This is a genomic window from Pantoea sp. 18069 (assembly GCF_902706035.1).
Lineage (GTDB): Bacteria > Pseudomonadota > Gammaproteobacteria > Burkholderiales > Burkholderiaceae_C > Comamonas.
Window position 1 is genome coordinate 19,949 of record NZ_CACSJA010000024.1, and the last position, 18,253, is coordinate 38,201.

An 18,253-nucleotide genomic window follows, 5' to 3' on the forward strand; every position below is an offset into this window, starting at 1 on the left:
CGTTATCAGGAAACAGCGTGGGGTGCGACGGGCGCGCGCGTCCACGCGCCGCCTCATGCCTGCAGCAGTTGCCGGCGCGCGCGGATGAACGCGGCCCGGGCGCTGGCGCGCAGCGCATGGCCGTGGGGCAGCACGCGCTGCTGGCCGGCGACCCACACGGCATGCACGGCCGAGCTGCGGTGGCTGGCAAACACATGGCCCGCCAGCGCGCTGTCGGCGGGCAGTCCGCACAGCGCGGTGTGCGCGGCGTCCAGCACCACGAAATCCGCTTGCTGACCTGCGCTGAGCCCGGCAATCGGGCGGCCCGCGGCCTGGGCGCCGCCCGCGACGGCCTGCAGCATCATGGCGGTCGCGACCTGCGGCTGCGCGCCGCTGCCCAGCACATTGCGTTCGCGCCGCTGCAGGCGCTGGCCGTATTCGAGCAGCATCAACTCCTCGGCCGCGTTGACGCAGATGTGGCTGTCGGAGCCCAGGCCCCAGCGCCCGCCATGCGCCAGCCATTGCGGCAGGTCGAAAATGCCGTCGCCCAGATTCGCCTCGGTGCTGGGGCACAGGCCGGCCACGGCGCCGCTGCGCGCGGCGCCCGCATGTTCTTCGGCGGTCATGTGGGTCGCATGCACCAGGCACCAGCGCGCATCGACGGGCGCATGGTCAAGAAGCCATTGCACCGGCGTCAGTCCGCTCCACGCGAGGCACTCCTGCACTTCGCGCGTCTGCTCGGCCATGTGGATATGCACCGGGGCCTGGGGCAGCAGCGCATGCAATCCGGCCACGCCGGCCTGCAGGCTTTCGGGCGGCACGGCGCGCAGCGAATGCGGCGCCAGGCCCAGCGCCGCGCCCTGGGCGTGGGCGACAGGCGCCAGCCGCTGCAGCAGGGCCAGCAGACTGTCGGTGCCGAGAATGAAGCGCGCCTGCTCGGGTGCGGGCGGCGCGCCGAAGCCGCTGCGCTGGTAGAGCACGGGCAGCAGCGTCATGCCGATGCCGACGCGGCGCGCGGCGCGCAGCAGCGCCAGGCTCAGCGTCGCGTCATCGGCATAGGGCTTGCCGCCTTCGGCATGGTGCAGGTAATGGAACTCGCAGACGGAGGTATAGCCGGCCTCGAGCATCTCGAGGTACAGCCACACCGCGATTGCTTCGAGCGACTCGGGCGTGATGCGGTTGGCAAAGGCGTACATCCGCTGACGCCAGCCCCAGAAGCTGTCCGGCGCGGGGCCGCGCAATTCGGTCAGGCCCGCCAACGCGCGCTGGAACGCATGCGAATGCAGATTGGGCATGCCGGGCAGCAGCGGCCCGGCCGCGCGCGCCACGCCTGCGGGCGCAGGCACGCCCGCCTCGACCTGCGCGATATGCCCGGCCGCATCCCAGCGCAGCAGCACCTCGCGCGCCCAGCCGCCGGGCAGCAGCGCGTCTTCGGCCCAGAGCGCGCGCACAGGGGCCACGAGCGCGGCGGCATTCATGCGGCGATGCGCCCCTGGCGCACGATGCGGCACGCCGGCCTGTGGCCCAGCCAGTAGGCCAGTTCGGCGGCTTGCTGCACGGGCCAGAGCACGAAATTCGCGGGCCGCCCGGCGGCGATCAGCCCATGCGAGTCCTGCAGGCCCAGTGCGCGCGCGGCATGGCGCGTGATGCCGGCCAGGGCCTCGGGCACGGTCAGCGCGAACAAGGTGCAGGCCATGTTGGCCATCAGCAGCAGGCTCAGGTAGGGCGAGGTGCCGGGGTTGTGGTCGCTGGCCACGGCCATGGGCACGCCGGCCGCGCGCAGCGCTTCGATCGGCGGGCGCTGCGTGTCGCGCAGCGTGTAGAACGCGCCCGGCAGCAGCACGGCAACCGTGCCCGCGGCGCGCATGGCCGCGATGCCCGCGGCCGACAGGTGCTCGACATGGTCGCACGACAGCGCGCCATGGCGCGCGGCCAGCGCCGCGCCTTCCATGTTGGACAGCTGTTCGGCATGCAGCTTGACGGGCAGGCCCAGGCGCCGGGCCGCGCAAAAGACCTGTTCGGTTTCTGCCAGCGAAAACGCGATGCGCTCGCAGAACACGTCGACCGCATCGACCAGGCCTTCGGCGGCCAGCGCGGGCAGCATCTGCGCGCAGACGAGGTCGATATAGGCCTGGCTGCGGCCCGCGTACTCGGGCGGCAGCGCATGCGCGCCCAGGAAGGTGCTGCGCACCGTCACGCCGCAGAGTTCGCCCAGCCGGCGCGCGACGCGCAGCTGCTTGCGCTCCTGGGCGAGCGATAGCCCGTAGCCCGACTTGATTTCTATGGCGCATACGCCTTCAGCGAGCAATTGCCGCAGGCGCGGCAGGGCCTGGGCCAGCAGTTCGTCCTCGCTGGCGGCGCGCGTGGCGCGCACGGTGGCCACAATGCCGCCGCCCGCGCGTGCGATTTCCTCATAGCTCGCGCCCGCAAGCCGCAGCGCGAATTCATCGGCGCGCTGCCCGCCATAGACCAGATGCGTGTGGCAGTCGACCAGGCCCGGCGTGGCCAGCCAGTCCTGGCCGGCGTGCTGCTGCAGATGGGCATGGTGGGCGGGCAGGGCGGCCTGGGGGCCGACCCAGGCGATGCGTCCCTGGTCGACCACGATGCATGCGGCCTCGCCGGCGCGCACGGGCGCATCGGCATGGTACATGTCGGGCGCGAGCCGCACCGGCTGCCAGCAGCCATCGGCGCAGCGCAGGGGGGCAGGAGGTGTGGGCGCGGGCATGGCGTCAGCGCAGCATAGGCAGGTCCAGGCCATGGCGGCGGGCGCAGGCGACGGCCGGCGCGTAGCCGGCGTCGGCATGGCGCATGACGCCGCTGGCCGGGTCGTTCCAGAGCACGCGCGTGAGGCGCACCGCGGCCTCGGGCGTGCCGTCGGCGACGATGACCATGCCCGCGTGCTGCGAGTAGCCCATGCCCACGCCGCCGCCGTGGTGCAGGCTGACCCAGGTCGCGCCGCTGGCGGTGTTGAGCAGGGCGTTGAGCAGCGGCCAGTCCGAGACCGCGTCGCTGCCGTCCTGCATGGCTTCGGTTTCGCGGTTGGGGCTGGCCACCGAGCCGCAGTCGAGATGGTCGCGGCCAATGACGATGGGCGCCTTGAGTTCGCCGCTTTGCACCATGGCGTTGAAGGCCAGCGCCGCGCGGTGCCGCTCGCCCAGGCCCAGCCAGCAGATGCGTGCGGGCAGGCCCTGGAAGGCAATGCGTTCGCGCGCCATGTCGAGCCAGCGGTGGACATGGTGGTTGTCGGGAAACAGTTGCTTGACCTTCGCGTCGGTCCTGTAGATGTCCTCGGGGTCGCCCGACAGCGCGACCCAGCGAAACGGCCCCTTGCCGGCGCAAAACAGCGGCCGGATATAGGCCGGCACGAAGCCGGGGAAGTCGAAGGCGTCGGCCACGCCGGCATCGAGCGCCACCTGGCGGATGTTGTTGCCATAGTCCACGGTGGGAATGCCCATGGCATGGAAGTCCAGCATGGCGCGCACCTGCACGGCGCAGCTGTGCGCCGCCGCCGCCGCCAGGCGCGCGTGTTCGGCCGGGTGATGGGCCGCGGCCTGCCACTGTGCCACGCTCCAGCCGCTGGGCAGATAGCCGTGGATCAGGTCATGCGCCGAGGTCTGGTCGGTCACGATGTCGGGGCGCATGCCGCCGGCTTTCGCGCGGCGCGCGAGTTCCGGAAAGATATCGGCCGCATTGCCCAGCAGGGCCACCGAGACCGCCTGCCGGGCCGCGGTGTGCTGCGCGATCAGTTGCAGCGCATGGTCGAGGTCGTGCGCCTGCTGGTCCACGCAGCGCGTGCGCAGCCGCAAGTCGATGCGGCTTTGCTGGCACTCGATGGCCAGCACGCAGGCTCCGGCGAGCACGCCGGCCAGCGGCTGCGCGCCGCCCATGCCGCCCAGGCCCGCGGTGAGTATCCAGCGCCCGGCGAGGTCGTTGCCATAGTGCTGGCGGCCCGCTTCGACGAAGGTTTCGTACGTGCCCTGGATGATGCCCTGCGCGCCGATATAGATCCAGCTGCCGGCCGTCATCTGGCCGAACATCGTGAGGCCCTTGCGGTCCAGCGCGTGGAAGTGTTCCCAGGTGGCCCAGTGCGGCACCAGGTTGGCATTGGCCAGCAGCACGCGCGGCGCGTTGGCGTGCGTGCGGAACACGCCCACGGGCTTGCCCGACTGCACCAGCAGCGTCTGGTCGGCTTCGAGCCGGCGCAGCGCGGCGAGGATCTGGTCGTAGCACTCCCAGTTGCGCGCGGCGCGGCCGATGCCGCCGTAGACCACGAGGTCCTCGGGGCGCTCGGCGACCTCGGCATCGAGGTTGTTCTGCAGCATGCGGTAGGCGGCTTCGATCAGCCAGTTGCGGCAAGTGAGCTGCGGGCCGCGCGGCGCGCGGATCGCGCGCGTGGGGTCATGCCGCTGGCCGGCGGTGGGGGTTGCAGCGTCGTGGTCCATGGAGCGGCTCCTTTCACGGCCCGGGTGCGTGGCTGGGCAGGCATTGCAGCAGCGCGGCGGGCCAGCCGCTTTGCTGCGCCCAATGGCGCATGGCCTCGATATCGGGCGCCATGCAGCGGTCCTGTTCGAGAAAGGCCACGCGCTCGCGCACGGCCGCGAACTGGGCTTCGAGCAGCGGCGAGCTTTTCAGGCGGCGGTCGAACTCCAGCCCCTGGGCCGCGGCCATGGCCTCGATGCCGACGACGACGGCGGTGTTGTCCACCATCTCGGCCAGGCGGCGCGCGGCAAAGGTGGCCATGGAGACATGGTCCTCCTGGTTGGCCGAGGTCGGCAGGCTGTCGACGCTGGCCGGGTGGGCCAGCGACTTGTTCTCGCAGGCCAGCGCCGCGGCCGTGACCTGGGCAATCATGAAGCCCGAGTTCAGGCCGCTGCCCTGCACCAGAAACGCCGGCAGCCCCGACAGGCTGGCGTCGATCAGCAGCGCGATGCGGCGCTCGGACATGGCGCCGATCTCGGCGATCGCCAGCGCCAGGATGTCGGCGGCAAAGGCCACGGGCTCGGCGTGGAAGTTGCCGCCCGAGATGACCTCGCCGTTGGCGAAGACCAGCGGGTTGTCCGAGGCCGCGTTGGCCTCGGTCACCAGCACGCGCGCGGCGTGGTGCAGGTTGTCGAGGCAGGCGCCCATGACCTGGGGCACGCAGCGCAGCGAATACGGGTCCTGCACGCGGGCGCAATGCGCATGCGAGGCGGCGATGGCGCTGCCGCCCAGCAGCGCGCGCAGGGCCGCCGCGACGGCGATCTGGCCGGGCTGGCCGCGCGCCGCATGGATGCGCGCATCCAGAGGCGCGACCGAGCCCCTGACGGCCTCTAGCGACAGCCCGGCCGCGACCAGCGCCGCGGCCCACACGTTCTCGGCGCCGAACAGGCCATCCAGCGCCAGCGCCGTGGACACCTGCGTGCCATTGAGCAGCGCCAGGCCTTCCTTGGGGCCCAGCACGAAGGGTGTGCGGCCAATGGCCTGCAGCGCCTCGCGGCCGCAAACCAGCCGGCCACCGACCCTGGCCTGGCCTTCGCCGATCAGCACGCAGGCCAGGTGCGCGAGCGGCGCGAGATCGCCCGAAGCACCGACCGAGCCCTTGGCCGGAATCACCGGCAGCACATCGGCATTGGCCAGATCCAGCAAGGCCTGGGCAATCGCCGGGTCCACGCCCGAGTGGCCGCGCGCCAGGCTCACCGCCTTGGTCGCCAGGACGAGGCGCACCACGGCATCATTCAGCGCCGCGCCCGTGCCGGCGCTGTGCGACAGCACCAGGTTGCGCTGCAGCAGGGCCAGGCGCTCGTGCGCTATGCGCGTGCCGGCCAGCTTGCCAAAGCCGGTGTTGATGCCATAGACCACCTGGTCTTCATCGACGATGCGCTGCACCGCGGCCTGCGAGGCCCGCATGGCGCCATGGCAGGCGGGATCCAGCCGAAGGCGCGCATTGCCGGCATGCACACGCCGCAGCGCAGCCAGGCCGACCTGGCCGGGGTGCAGCAGCAGCGTTGCGGCAGTGGCAGAAGCAGGGGGTGTCATCGTATGTTCCTGGGGCTCAACACACGATAACGCCATTGATCCTCGCTGCTTTGTCAGCCAAATGCCTGGCTGCAAGCACTGCGCAGGTCATCAGCGCGGCGAACCAAAGAAAGCCCTGGTCAACGGCGGGTCGACGCCGCAGCGGGCGCCGCCGAGCGGCTGCCGCGCATGCCGCCGGGCCAGCACACGGTGGCTGAAGAAGATTTTCACTGTGTAGGAAATTTGCTACAAGACGTTGTAAAACTAATGCGAATCATTATTATTCGTTACTTCTTTTAGTTTTTCGGACTCCCCACGTGCCTTCTCCGTTTCCACTGCGCCGCGCGCCTTCCCTGCGACTGGGTGCCTTGCTCCTTCCTCTGCTGGCGACATCGGCCGTGCATGCGGCGCAGGGGTCCGACGCCCTGAACACCATCGTGGTCACCGGCACGCGCTCCGAAAAGACGCTGGCGGAAACCCCGGTGCCTACCGAAGTGGTGGGGCGCAAGGAAATCGAGCGCATGCAGGCGCGCACGCTCAAGGACGCGCTCGAGAACGTGCCTGGCCTGCAGCTCTCGGAAATCCATGGCAAGTCCGGTTTCGCGGTTTCCATGCAGGGCATGACCAGCGACCAGGTGCTGGTGCTGATCGACGGCCTGCCGATTTCGGCGAGCACGGGCTCGTCGGTCGACGTGTCGCAATACCTGCTGACCGAAGTCGAGCGCATCGAAGTGGTCAAGGGCGCGAGTTCGGCGCAGTACGGCAGCTCGGCCATGGGCGGGGTGATCAATGTGATCACGCGGCGCATCGCGCCGGGCCTGTCGGCTGCGGCCACGGCGGATGTGGGCACCTACGGCGGCCAGAATGTCGCCAGCCCTGGCAGCGCGCATGGCAACGTGCGCGTGAGCGCCGGCGGCGAACACTGGCGCGCCAGCGTGGCCGCCGATGTGCTGGACAACAAGGGCTTCTCCATTGATTCCGATGCCTGGTCCCGCCAGGGCGATGCGATTCGCCGCGAGCAGTACAGCGGCCGCCTCGAATGGCTGCCCACTGCAGCCGGCAGCTTCTGGCTCGACGCCAGCAGCTACAGCGAAACCGACGAGCAGCGCTACACCTACTACGCGCCGCCCAACCATGTGCCCCAGCGCAAGACCGAGGACATCACGCGCGACCGCCTGACCTATGGCGGCCAATGGCGCTTCGACAATGGCGTCAAGGCGCGCCTGGCCGCGCTGGTCGAGGACTACGACAGCCGAACGCACGAATTCTCCAACGGCGTGCGCACCGCCAACCGCGCGGCGGCGCTGCGCACCGAGCACACCTCGCTGCAGTTCGACCTGCCCGCGTGGCGCCGCCAGCTGTGGCAGTTCGGCGCCGACGTGCACCGCGAACGCCTGCGCCAGAGCGCCAATGGCGTGTCCGAGCTGGCCGGCGGTGCCGAGCGCACCTCGAACGAGCTGTTCGTGCAGAACGACATTCTGTTCAACGACACCTGGGAGCTGGTGTTGGGCCTGCGCGCCCAGGACGATTCGGATTTCGGCGCGCATTACGCGCCCAAGATAGGCCTGCGCGCCAACCTGCCCACGGGCGACGCCTGGAAGACCGTGCTGCGCGCCAACTTCGGCCAGGGCTACCGCGTGCCCAATCTCAAGGAGCGCCACTATCTGTTTGACCACAGTTCGCTGGGCTATGTCGTGCTGGGCAATCCCAACCTCAAGCCCGAAGCCTCGAACAGCTTCCAGTTGGGCGGCACGGCCACCTGGAACGAACGGCTGACCATCAACGCCAACCTGTTCCACAACCGGGTGCGCGATCTGATCCAGACCGACACCGACAATTTCACCGTCGTCAACGGCATTGCCGCATACACCTACCGCAACGTGGCGCGCGCGCGCACCCAGGGCCTGGAGACCGGCGTCAAGTGGCAGGCCAGCAGCGCGCTGGCCCTGAATGCCGGCTACACCTTCACCGACGCCGAGGACCTGGACACCGGCGCGGAACTCACGCGCCGCCCGCGCAGCATCGCGCGCATAGGCGCCGACTGGCAACTGCTGCCCGCGACCGAACTGTCGCTGCGCGCACGCTACCAGAGCAGCGAACTTGCCGCCTCCACCAGTGCCGCGCGCTCGCCGGGCTGGGCCACGCTGGACTTCGTCATCAACCAGAAGATCGGGCGCGATGTCACCGCCTTCCTGGGCGTGAAGAACCTGTTCAACCGCCAGCGCGATTTTTCCAATGCCAGTGATTTCGCGCCCGTGGCGGGGCGTTTCCTCTATATCGGCGCGCGCATCAGCCTTGATCCCGTTCATTAATTACAGAAAGACTCCGCAATGATCCAGCAACCTGTTTCTACCCTTGGCAAAACCACGCTTGCCGTTGCCCTGGCACTGGCACTGGCCGCGTGCGGCGGTGGCGGCGATGGCGCCAGCGACCCGGTGACACCTCCCGTGACGCCTCCCGTCACGCCGCCGACCACCCCTGTTCCCGAAGCGGGTTTCACCGCCTCCGCGCAGTGGGACGTGGCGCTGCCCGCTTCGGGCAGCGCGGTCTGCTATGACTTCAACGCCAAGGCCGAAGTCGCGGACTGCAGCGGCACCGCATGGGATCTGAAAGTCAAGAGCGCGGGCCGAATGGCCACTTTGTGGACCAACAGCGGCACCAGCGGCAGCGGCAAGGGCGGCGCCTTCGGCGGACCGTTCGACCACACCTGGGACGAATTGCTGACCTGGAAGAACGGCACGACCGACCCCACGGGCGCTGCGATTCCCGCCACCGCCTTTGCCGTCGACTCCGCCAGCGGCGTCTTCAGCGGCGGCAACTCCATTGCCTCGGCGGCCTTTGAATACGGCGTGGGCGGCAGCTCCGACCACCTGCTGTACCCCAACTACCGCACCTTCCTGATCACCACCGACAGCGCCAGCGCGGATACCGCCGGCACCGTCACCGCACCTGTATTCGCGCTGCAGCTCACGGGCTACTACGGTGGCGCGGGCGGCACGACCTCGGGCTATCCTTCGTTCCGCTGGGTGGACCGCAGCGCACCGACGGTCGTGCGCACGGCCAACGTCAACGCCAGCGCCGACTGGGTCTACTACGACCTCGCCGCGGGCGCGGTATCGTCGGCCAGCGGCACCTGGCATATCGCGTTCAACCGCTACAACGTCAAGCTCAATGGCGGCGAGTCGGGCAGCGGCACGGTCGCGGGCTTCCTTGGCAAGACGCCTGCCGGCTTCTATGATGGGGCCGGCGCCCCGGTGGCCGCGAAGTTCACCGACGCGTCGAACCAGAACAACACCCTGGCCGATCTGAGCGCCTCCGATCTCGCCGTGCCGGCCCGGGCCGCCAGTTGGGTCAAGGACTCGACTTCCTCGCCGCTGCAGGCCGCCTACCGCGGCGTGCATCCGGCCCCGCTGGACTACGGCTGGTTCACCTACTACACGGCAGCGGCGGACGCGCAGGCTGCCGGCCTGCCGGCGGTGATGCACGTGATCAAGGCCAACAGCGCCAACGGCGCCTTGGTCCGCGGCGGCGAGGGCAACACCTACGCGCGCTTCCACCTGACGAAGATCACCTACGCCGATCCGAACTCCAGCAGCAGCCAGCAGACCTGGACCATCAACTTCGACGTCCAGCCCTGATGGCGGCCTCCCGGCGGCAAGCCTGCCGCCGGGCCTTCTTCTTTCTCCGCTTTCCGCAACAAGATCCCACCATGACCGCTCCATCCGACGCCAGCCTGCAGGCGCGCAACGCGCAACTCCAGCAAGACGAACCGAAACTCCGCATCCGTGACCGCGCATTGCGCCTGGGGGTGACCGAGGCCGAATTGGTGGCCGCCGACTGCGGCGTCGCCTCGACCGCGCTTGCCGGCAGCGCGCAGGAAATCTTCAGCGCGCTGGGCGTGCTGGGCCCGGTGATGGCGCTGTCGCGCAACGACTGGGCGGTGCACGAGCGCCATGGCAGCTATGTGGACATCCAGGCCACGGGCCCGGTGGGCATCGTGCTCGGCCCGGACATCGACCTGCGCATGTTCTTCGGCAGCTGGAAATATTTCTACGCCGTCGTCGAGAACGGCCGCCACAGCCTGCAGTTCTTCGACAAGGCCGGCATGGCGGTGCACAAGATCTACCGTACCGAACAGACCGACGCCGCCGCCTGGGACGCTTTCGTCGCGCGCTTTGGCGCCGCGCAAAAGCCTGCCGTGGTGATCGAGGCGATCGCTGCAACGGTGGAAGCCGACACGCCGTCCGATGCCCCCGCACTGCGCGCGCACTGGCTCGCGCTCAAGGACACGCATGACTTCTTCGTGATGCTGCGCCAGTTCCAGGTGTCGCGACTGGGCGCACTGCGCGCTGCGGGCGACGACCTGGCCCAGCCCGTGGAAGCCGATGCCGTCGAACGCATGCTGGCCCAGGCCGCCGAAACCGCGCTGCCCATCATGTGCTTTGTCGCCAACCGCGGCATCGTGCAAATCCACACCGGGCCGGTCAGGAAGCTGCTGCGCACCGGGCCCTGGTTCAACGTGCTCGACGAAACCTTCAACCTGCATCTGAACACCGAGGCCGTGGCATCGAGCTGGGTGGTGCGCAAGCCCACCACCGACGGCTGGGTGACTTCGCTGGAGCTGTACACCGAAGGCGGCGAGCTGATCGTGCAGTTCTTCGGCGCGCGCAAGCCCGGCCAACCCGAGCTGGCCGGCTGGAGCGAACTGCTGCAGTCGCTGTGCCCGCAGACGCTGGCAGCCTGACCCTGGTGGGGCCCCAAGGCGGGCCCCATCGCTACGAATACCTACTCCGGTCACCATGAAAATTCTTCGCGCCGCGCTACTCCTGCTGCTTTGCAGCACGCCCCTCGCGCAGGCCGCAGCCCCGGCGCGTGTCGTCGGCCTCGGCGGCCAGATCACCGAAATCGTCTATGCGCTGGACGCGGGCGAACGCCTGGTCGGCGCCGATGCATCGAGCATCTATCCACCCGAGGCGCTCAAACTCCCCAAGGTCGGCTATTTCCGTTCGTTCTCGATCGAAGGCGTGGCCAGCCTCAGGCCCGATCTGGTGCTGGCCTCGGACCAGAGCGGGCCGCCGCAGGCGCTCGAACAGTTGCGCAAGCTCGGCAGCCCCGTGGTGCTGCTGCCTTCCGAGCCCAGCCTCGAAGCGCTGGACCAGCGCATCATGGGCGTGGCCAAGGCGCTCGAGATCGAAGCGCGCGGCACGGCGCTGGTGCGCAAGATCCATGCCGAATTGAAGGCGGTGCAGCCCGCGGCGCGCAAGCCGCGCGTGCTGCTGATCAGCAGCCATACCGGCAAGCTCCAGGGCGCGGGCGACGACACGGCCGCCGCGGCCATGCTCAAGCTGATAGGCGCGACCAATGTGCTTGCCAGCCAGCAGGGCTACAAGCCGCTGTCGGCCGAGGCCGCGGTGGCGCTGCGCCCCGATGTGATCGTCACCGGCAACATGTCGGTTGACGCCAGCGGCAGCCTGGATGCCTTTCTCGCCCAGCCAGGCCTGTCCGCGACCCCCGCGGCCAGGGGCCGGCGCGTGATCGTCATGGAAGACCTGCTGCTGCTCGGTTTCGGCCCGCGCCTGCCCGAGGCGCTGCGCCAGCTTGAAGCCGGCATTTCGGGCAAGGCGGGCGCGCGCTGAAGCGCGCGCCAGAGTTCATGCAGCAAGTTGCCGCTCCCTTGATTTGCGCTGCGCGCCCGCGCTTTCGCCCCGGGCCCCGGGCCGTTTTCGCCGCGCTGTGCGTGGTGCTGGTGCTGATCGCGCTGGGCTCGGCCGGCAGCGGCGCGCTGGCCATTCCGCGCGCCCAGCTGCTGCCCGTGCTGTGGGCCGTGCCGACCGGCGACGAGGCGCTGATGTGGCGCAGTATCCTGATCGAAGTGCGCCTGCCGCGCATCGCGCTGGGCATCGTCGTCGGCGCCGGGCTCGCGCTCTCGGGCGCGGTTATGCAGGCGCTGTTTCGCAACCCGCTGGCCGAGCCCGGCCTGATGGGCATTTCGCTGGGCGGCGCGATGGGCGCCGTGATGGCCATCGTGCTGGGCGCTGCCGGGCTGATGGTGATCGCGCCGGCTGCGTTCGCCGGCAGTCTGCTGGCCACGGCCCTGGTCTACCGGCTTGGCAGCCGCCGCCCGGGCGTGGCCAACCTGCTGCTTGCGGGCGTGGCGATCAACGCGCTGTGCGCCAGCGTGGTCGGCTTCTTCACTTTCCAGGCCAGCGACGTGCAGCTGCGCAACCTGACGTTCTGGAACATGGGCAGCCTCGCCGGCGCGAACTGGACGCTGCTGGCCTGGCTTGCGCCGCTGGTTGCCGGTTTGAGCCTGCTGCTGCTGCGCGACTGGCGCGCGATGAACGCGCTGCTGCTCGGCGAGCGCGAGGCCCAGCACCTGGGCTTTGACCTCAAGCGCCTGCGCCGCCGGCTGGTGGTGCTCACGGCCATGCTGGTCGGGCCGCTGGTCGCGGTGACCGGCACCATCGGTTTCGTCGGCCTGGTCGTGCCGCATCTGGTGCGTCTGTCGCTGGGCGCCGATCACCGCTGGCTGCTGCCCAACTGCCTGGTCGGCGGCGCCATCGCGCTGACGCTGGCCGACTGGCTTGCGCGGCTGGTGGTGATTCCCGCGGAGCTGCCCATTGGCATAGTGACCAGTCTGGTCGGTGGTCCGTTCCTGCTGTGGATGTTGTCCAGGAGGGCCCACTGATGCTGTCGGCCCATCAACTCGGCTGCCATCGCGGCAGCCGGCAAATCCTTGGCGGCATCGATCTGGAACTGCGCGCCGGCGAAGTGCTGGGCGTGCTCGGCGCCAACGGCGCGGGCAAGACGACGCTGCTGGCGACGCTGGCCGGCGAACTCGCGTCCAGCGAAGGCCGTATCGAACTCGACGGCCAAGCGCTGTCCAGTTGGACACCGGCGGAACTGGCGCGCCGGCGCGCAGTGCTGCCGCAATCGCCGAGCCTGAGCTTCGACCTGTCGGTGCGCGAAGTCGTGGCGATGGGCGCCTACCCGTTTCCCGAGCTCGCCCCCGCGCCGCACGAAGCCTTGCTGCGCCAGGCGCTGCACCGGGCCGACGCCACGGGCCTGGCCGATCGGCGCTATCTGGGCCTGTCGGGCGGCGAGCAGCAACGCGTGCAGTTCGCGCGCGTGCTCGCGCAGGTGCTGGGCGGCTATGAAACGCAGCAGTACCGCGCCCTGCTGCTCGACGAACCGACGGCCAGCCTGGACCCGCGCCACCAGCTGATGCTGCTGCGCGCGGTGCGCACGCTGGCGCGCGACCAGGGCATTGCCGCGCTGGTGGTGCTGCACGACGTCAACCTTGCCGCCCAGTGGTGCGACCGGCTGCTGCTGCTCGCCGGTGGCCGCACCGTGGCGCTGGGCTTGCCGGCCCAGGTGCTGACGCCGCACTGGCTTGAACAGGTCTATGAACTGCCGGTGCGCGTGCTGGCGCATCCGTTGCCCGACCGCGGGCCCCTGGTCGTTTTCGGCGAGTGATCCCGGGTGCTCAGCGCTGGTATTTGAGCAGCCGTCCCTTGTAGGCCGGCAGCAGTGCGCTGGCCGCGCGGTCCAGGCGCATCTCCTCGACGCCAAAGCCGAGTTCGGCCATCTGGCGGCTGAACGCCGAACGGTTGCCGCGGTCCGGGTCGACGACCCAGATCTGCGCGGCGGGCGTGCAGTGCGAATCGATGTAATGGGGCAGGGTGGCGCGCGCGTCGCGCTCGTAGAGCAGATCGCTGCCGACGATCAGATCGAAGCGGCCGTCGACGGCCCAGATTTCGCTTTGCTCGCTGGTCGCCGACTGGTAGTCGGGCGGCAGGCTGCGCGCGCCATGCGACAGGTCGTCATGGTCGCGGTCGGCGATGTCCATGCGCTCGTAGGCCGTCTGGTCCGAGTGGGTCGCGCCCCAGTGGCCGATGCGGAACTTCATCGGCGGCAGCTGGTTGAGCCGCAGGTTCTCGCGCATGAAAGTGCCGGCCAGCGGGTGGCAGTCGCTGGCGGTGATGTCTTCGCCGCGGCGGTGGCAGACCAGGCTGGCCAGGCCCAGGCCGCAGCCCAGCTCCAGAATGCGTTCGCCCGCGACGCGCGGGCGCACGGCCATGCAGGCCGCGAGCTGTTCGCCCGAAGGCCAGAGCAGGCCGAACAGCGGCCAGAATGCGTCGGAAATGCCCAGTTGCTCGGCCTCGCCCTGCGGATCGTGGAACTGCTGTTTGTCGAGCAGCGACCGGATGGTGAGCTGCTCCACGCCATGGATGGCGATGGATTCTTGCTTGGTGAGGTAGCCGGACATGGCTGGCAGACGCGCTTGCACCCAGGGGCGAGGCGGTGTCGGTGGAGAAGCAGGCAGTATGAGGCTTTTGTCAGAATGCTTGCCTGGCGCCGGCCGAGGCCCGGGAAGGGTCAGAGTCCTCTGCGCACATGCCTGCGGCGGCTGGCAGAACGGGGCCGGGCGGGCCGCCGCGTGCTGGCGCGGACAATGGCAGCGGCATTTACACGCGACTCAGGGAGGAAATCCATTTATGGCTGCAACCGGTTTGCTGATGCTGATCGACGACATCACCACCTTGCTCGACGATATCGCGTTGATGGCCAAGACGGCCGCGCGCCAGTCGACGGGCATGACCGATGACGTCGTGACCATGACCAAGGTGGCCACGCAGAAGACGGCCGGCGTGCTCGGCGATGACCTCGCGCTCAACGCCGAGCAGGTGTCGGGCGTGCATTCCGATCGCGAGCTGGCCGTGGTCTGGGCCGTGGCCAAGGGCTCGCTGCTCAACAAGGTGATGCTCGTGCCCGCGGCCCTGCTGATCAGCGTGTTCCTGCCGGCGGCGATCACGCCGCTGCTGATGGTGGGCGGCGCATTCCTGTGCTTCGAAGGGATAGAGAAGATCATGCATTCCTGGCAGCGCATGCAGGCCAGGCGCCAGGGCATGCCCTACGCGCCCGCGGCTGCGCTGGCCCAGCCGTGCGCCGTCGCGACAACGCCCGAGGAACTGTCGCAGCACCTGCAGGCGCTTGAAAAGGAGAAGGTCAGCGGCGCGATACGCACAGATTTCATCCTGTCGGCGGAAATCATTGCCATCGCGCTGGGCACGGTCGCGTCGCAGCCGCTGCTCGAGCAGGCCGCCGTACTGGCGATCGTGGCCCTGCTGGTCACCGTCGTGGTCTACGGCCTGGTGGCGCTGATCGTGCGCCTCGACGATGTCGGGCTGTCGCTGATGGCGCGCAGCAGCGCGGCGCTGCAGGCGCTGGGACGGGGCATTTTGCAGGCCACGCCCTGGCTGATGCGCACGCTGTCGATTGTCGGCACGGCGGCGATGCTCCTGGTCGGCGGCAGCCTGCTGGTGCATGGCATGCCCTGGATAGGGCATGGCCTGGAAGCGGCGCTCGCGGTCATTGCCCGCTGGCCGGTGGCCGGGCTGTGGCAGTTTCTGCTGCCGCAACTGGTGCACGTGATCGTGGGCGCGCTGATCGGCTGCGCGGTGGTGGTGGCGGTCGGGCTTTACCAGCGACTGCGCGGCAGCGCCGCAAAAGCGGTGGCCACGCACTGAGCGCGCGAAGGCGCGGGTGTTTGCCGATTCCTTGCGCCAGGGCAAAACCCCGGGTCGCACTGACAGGTCCAATGGTTTTCACGGGGGTTGTCCCCGGTCCATCCATTGCCTCACCATGAAGAAAACACTCCTGGCCGCCGCCGCTCTCTGTGCCCTGACTTCGGGAGCTGCGCTGGCGCAGACCGAAGGCCCCTGGCTGGTGCGCGCGCGCGCCGTACACCTCGACAGCGCCAACAAGGACAGCACCGGCCTGGGCCTGTCGATCAACGACAAGACCCTTCCCGAATTCGACATCACCTATTTCTTCAGCCCGAACTTCGCCGCCGAACTGGTGCTGACCGTGCCGCAAAAGCACGACGTGCACTCGAGCGCCGCGGGCTATCTGGGCACGCTCAAGCACCTGCCGCCCAGCCTGCTGGCGCAATACCATTTCACGCAGTTCAGCGGCTTCAAGCCCTATGTCGGTGCGGGCATCAACTACACGCGTTTCTCGGGCGTGAAGCTGCTCGGCGGCGCGGCCGACGTGCAGCGCAACAGCTGGGGCGGCGCGCTGCAGCTCGGCGTGGACATTGCGCTGAATAGGCAGTGGTCGCTGAACGTCGATGTGAAAAAGCTCTACCTCAACACCGATGTAAGCCTGGCTGGCGCCAAGGTCGGCAACTTCAAGGTGGACCCGGTGCTGGTGGGGGTGGGTCTGGGTTATCGCTTCTGAGCGGGCACGGATACTCCGCGTTCAGACTCATCACCACCGTTTGCCCTGAGCGAGGTAAGCGAGACGAAGTCTCGCAATGCGTTGACAAGAAACAGCGGGGAGTGAGACCGGTTTCTTGAATACCGGGGCTTCGACGGGCGCGCCGAGCGGGGCTCAGCCCGAACGGAGTTTTCCATCGCGCCCTAAACCACCGCTCGTCCTGAGTCCTGAGCCCCTCGAAGGGCGTTTCAGGGCGCGGTGTGTGCTCTGGCAACCCCGCGCCATGGCACACAGCGCGCGACACAATGGCTTGAGGGCAGGGCGTTCAGGTGCGCTGGGCGCGCTCGCGCTGTATGCCCCGGCCTATGGTCGCGGCGAGCATGCCCAGCTCCTGCGCCAGGACTTCGAGAATGTCGTCGAGCGCGACCAGCCCGATCAGCACCTGCTGCGGGCCTACGACGGGAATGCGCCGCACGCCATGCGCGCGCATGCTGCGCAGCACGTCGATCAGCGACGCGTCTTCGGCCGCGGTCACGGGCTTGGCGGTCATGACCTCGCCGACCGTGAGTCCGTCGGGGGCCAGCTCGGGGGCGACCACGGAAATCACGATGTCGCGGTCGGTGAGCAGGCCCGCGACGGTGCGCAGGCCCTGGGTTTCGTCGACCACGACCAGTGCGCCCACATGGTGTTCGCGCATCAGCTGGGCCGCGGTCACGAGGTCGGTATGGCGATAGGCAATGGCCACTTCGCGTGTGCAGATCTCGCCGGCAGTCAAACGTTCGCTCATGGCAGTCTCCTGAAAGAAAGCGATGTCGGCGGCCCGTTGGCAGGCCCCGATGCCTGGTGTCGATGATGGCTCGAATACCCGGGGCGGGTCAATGCACGGCTGTGGTGCGCATCTGTCGCAGGCGCCTGTTACATGGGTCCGTGGCACGCGCTCCTGTCCTACCCGAAGGGTGGGCGGGCGTGGATAGGCTGGAGCCAGGGCCTGCCCCCGGCCGGTGAACGGCTGGGCGGGCAGGCGTTCTTGCTGCTTTTTCGGGAAGGTCCGCGCATGTTGCTCTCCGCTGCTCCCGCCGATGCCCAGGCACCGACATCCATGGCCATGCTGCCCGATTTGCCCGCGACGCACCATGCGCGCAAGGTGCTGGGCCATGACCTCATGCGTACGCCTGCACGCATTGGCGCCAAGTATTTCTACGACCAGCGCGGCTGCGAGCTGTTCGAGGCCATCACGCGCCTGCCCGAGTACTACCCGACGCGCACCGAGAAAGCGCTGCTGCAGGCGCGCGGCGCCGACATCGCGCGCAGTGTCGGGCCGTGCACCAGCCTGATCGAACTGGGCGCGGGCAATTGCGAGAAGGTGAGGCTGCTGCTTTCGGCCTTGCAGCCCCAATGCTTTGTCGGCGTCGATGTGGCGGGCGACTTCGTGCAGGCCGCGGTCGAGCGCCTGGCCCGGGAGTTTCCCGGCCTGGAAGTCTGCGCGGTCGAGGCCGACATCACCGCGCCGGTGGCGCTGCCCGCGCGCATAGCCGCCGAAGGCCGGCTGGTGTTCTATCCGGGCTCGTCGATAGGCAATTTCGACCCCGACCAGTCCATGACGCTGCTGCGCCAGATGCGCACGCTGGCGGGCGCTGGCGGGGGGCTGCTGATAGGCATAGACCTGCCCAAGGATTTGCAGGTGCTCGAAGCCGCGTACAACGACGCGGCCGGCGTCACGGCCGAGTTCAATCGCAACGTGCTGCGCCATGTGAATCAGTGCCTGGACAGCGACTTCGATCCCGCGCAATGGGCGCATGTGGCGTTCTTCAACGCCGCGCATTCGCGCATGGAGATGCATCTGCAGGCATTGCAAGCCGTGCAGGTGCGCTGGCCCGGCGGCGCGCGCGCGTTCGCGCAGGGCGAGCGCATCCATACCGAGAACAGCTACAAGTATCCGTTGCCGCTGTTCCTGCAGATGCTGACCCAGGCCGGCTTCAAGGCCTGCAAGGCCTGGACCGACGAGCGGGACTGGTTTGCAGTAATCCATGCGAGAGCATGACCCCCCTGAGCCGCTTCG

General features: G+C 69.0%; 15 protein-coding genes. 9 read left to right on the plus strand and 6 right to left on the minus strand.

Features of this window, described 5'->3' with window-relative positions:
• Nucleotides 1–53 precede the first annotated feature (53 nt).
• From GVL12_RS17685 to hutH, 4 genes are read right to left on the minus strand one after another with little or no spacing between them, the layout of a single operon-like run.
• Nucleotides 54–1,457, minus strand: a complete 1,404-nt coding sequence (locus GVL12_RS17685; protein WP_159916431.1) for a formimidoylglutamate deiminase — start codon at nucleotides 1,455–1,457, stop codon at nucleotides 54–56.
• Nucleotides 1,454–2,704: an imidazolonepropionase gene (gene hutI, locus GVL12_RS17690; protein WP_159916433.1), complete on the minus strand. Its 1,251-nt coding sequence runs from the start codon at nucleotides 2,702–2,704 to the stop codon at nucleotides 1,454–1,456. Before hutI ends, GVL12_RS17685 begins: the two co-directional genes overlap by 4 nt.
• Before the next feature lie 4 nt (nucleotides 2,705–2,708).
• Complete coding sequence (hutU, locus tag GVL12_RS17695; RefSeq protein WP_159916435.1) at nucleotides 2,709–4,421, minus strand: urocanate hydratase; 1,713 nt, start codon at nucleotides 4,419–4,421, stop codon at nucleotides 2,709–2,711.
• A gap of 13 nt (nucleotides 4,422–4,434) precedes the next feature.
• Complete coding sequence (hutH, locus tag GVL12_RS17700) at nucleotides 4,435–5,994, minus strand: histidine ammonia-lyase (RefSeq protein WP_159916437.1); 1,560 nt, start codon at nucleotides 5,992–5,994, stop codon at nucleotides 4,435–4,437.
• A gap of 296 nt (nucleotides 5,995–6,290) precedes the next feature.
• On the opposite strand from hutH, the gene GVL12_RS17705 reads away from it, so the two are divergent.
• From GVL12_RS17705 to GVL12_RS17730, 6 genes are all read left to right on the plus strand, one after another.
• The gene (locus GVL12_RS17705; protein WP_235033900.1) at nucleotides 6,291–8,285 is read left to right on the plus strand and encodes a TonB-dependent siderophore receptor; all 1,995 of its coding nucleotides are present in this window, start codon (nucleotides 6,291–6,293) and stop codon (nucleotides 8,283–8,285) included.
• Nucleotides 8,286–8,303: 18 nt separating this feature from the next.
• Nucleotides 8,304–9,611 carry an HmuY family protein gene (locus tag GVL12_RS17710; RefSeq protein WP_159916439.1) on the plus strand — a complete coding sequence of 436 codons (1,308 nt, stop codon included), beginning with the start codon at nucleotides 8,304–8,306 and terminating at the stop codon, nucleotides 9,609–9,611.
• Between the two features lie 71 nt (nucleotides 9,612–9,682).
• Nucleotides 9,683–10,717 (plus strand): hemin-degrading factor, encoded by a 1,035-nt coding sequence (locus GVL12_RS17715; protein WP_159916441.1) that lies wholly within the window; start codon nucleotides 9,683–9,685, stop codon nucleotides 10,715–10,717.
• A 55-nt stretch (nucleotides 10,718–10,772) separates the two neighbouring features.
• Nucleotides 10,773–11,609 carry an ABC transporter substrate-binding protein gene (locus tag GVL12_RS17720; RefSeq protein WP_159916443.1) on the plus strand — a complete coding sequence of 279 codons (837 nt, stop codon included), beginning with the start codon at nucleotides 10,773–10,775 and terminating at the stop codon, nucleotides 11,607–11,609.
• 17 nt (nucleotides 11,610–11,626) lie between these two features.
• Nucleotides 11,627–12,661, plus strand: coding sequence for an iron ABC transporter permease (locus tag GVL12_RS17725; RefSeq protein WP_159916445.1), 1,035 nt, complete (start codon nucleotides 11,627–11,629; stop codon nucleotides 12,659–12,661).
• The gene (locus tag GVL12_RS17730) at nucleotides 12,661–13,449 is read left to right on the plus strand and encodes a heme ABC transporter ATP-binding protein (protein ID WP_159916447.1); all 789 of its coding nucleotides are present in this window, start codon (nucleotides 12,661–12,663) and stop codon (nucleotides 13,447–13,449) included. The genes GVL12_RS17725 and GVL12_RS17730 overlap by 1 nt, the downstream gene beginning before the upstream one ends.
• A 10-nt stretch (nucleotides 13,450–13,459) precedes the next feature.
• On the opposite strand, the gene GVL12_RS17735 is transcribed toward GVL12_RS17730, so the two are convergent.
• Nucleotides 13,460–14,242 (minus strand): methyltransferase, encoded by a 783-nt coding sequence (locus GVL12_RS17735; RefSeq protein WP_159916449.1) that lies wholly within the window; start codon nucleotides 14,240–14,242, stop codon nucleotides 13,460–13,462.
• 229 nt (nucleotides 14,243–14,471) lie between these two features.
• Here GVL12_RS17735 and GVL12_RS17740 point away from each other — a divergent pair, with 229 nt between their 5' ends.
• Together GVL12_RS17740 and GVL12_RS17745 are read left to right on the plus strand one after the other, a co-directional pair.
• Entirely contained in the window at nucleotides 14,472–15,503 is a 1,032-nt protein-coding gene (locus tag GVL12_RS17740) for a DUF808 domain-containing protein (RefSeq protein ID WP_159916451.1), read from the plus strand.
• A 115-nt stretch (nucleotides 15,504–15,618) separates the two neighbouring features.
• The gene (locus tag GVL12_RS17745) at nucleotides 15,619–16,215 is read left to right on the plus strand and encodes an OmpW family protein (RefSeq protein ID WP_159916453.1); all 597 of its coding nucleotides are present in this window, start codon (nucleotides 15,619–15,621) and stop codon (nucleotides 16,213–16,215) included.
• 304 nt (nucleotides 16,216–16,519) lie between these two features.
• On the opposite strand, the gene GVL12_RS17750 is transcribed toward GVL12_RS17745, so the two are convergent.
• Entirely contained in the window at nucleotides 16,520–16,981 is a 462-nt protein-coding gene (locus GVL12_RS17750) for a CBS domain-containing protein (protein WP_159916455.1), read from the minus strand.
• A 267-nt stretch (nucleotides 16,982–17,248) separates the two neighbouring features.
• Between GVL12_RS17750 and egtD the strand changes: the two genes are divergently transcribed.
• A complete protein-coding gene (gene egtD, locus GVL12_RS17755; protein ID WP_159916457.1) occupies nucleotides 17,249–18,235 on the plus strand; it encodes an L-histidine N(alpha)-methyltransferase in 987 nt (328 codons plus the stop codon).
• Nucleotides 18,236–18,253 lie beyond the last annotated feature (18 nt).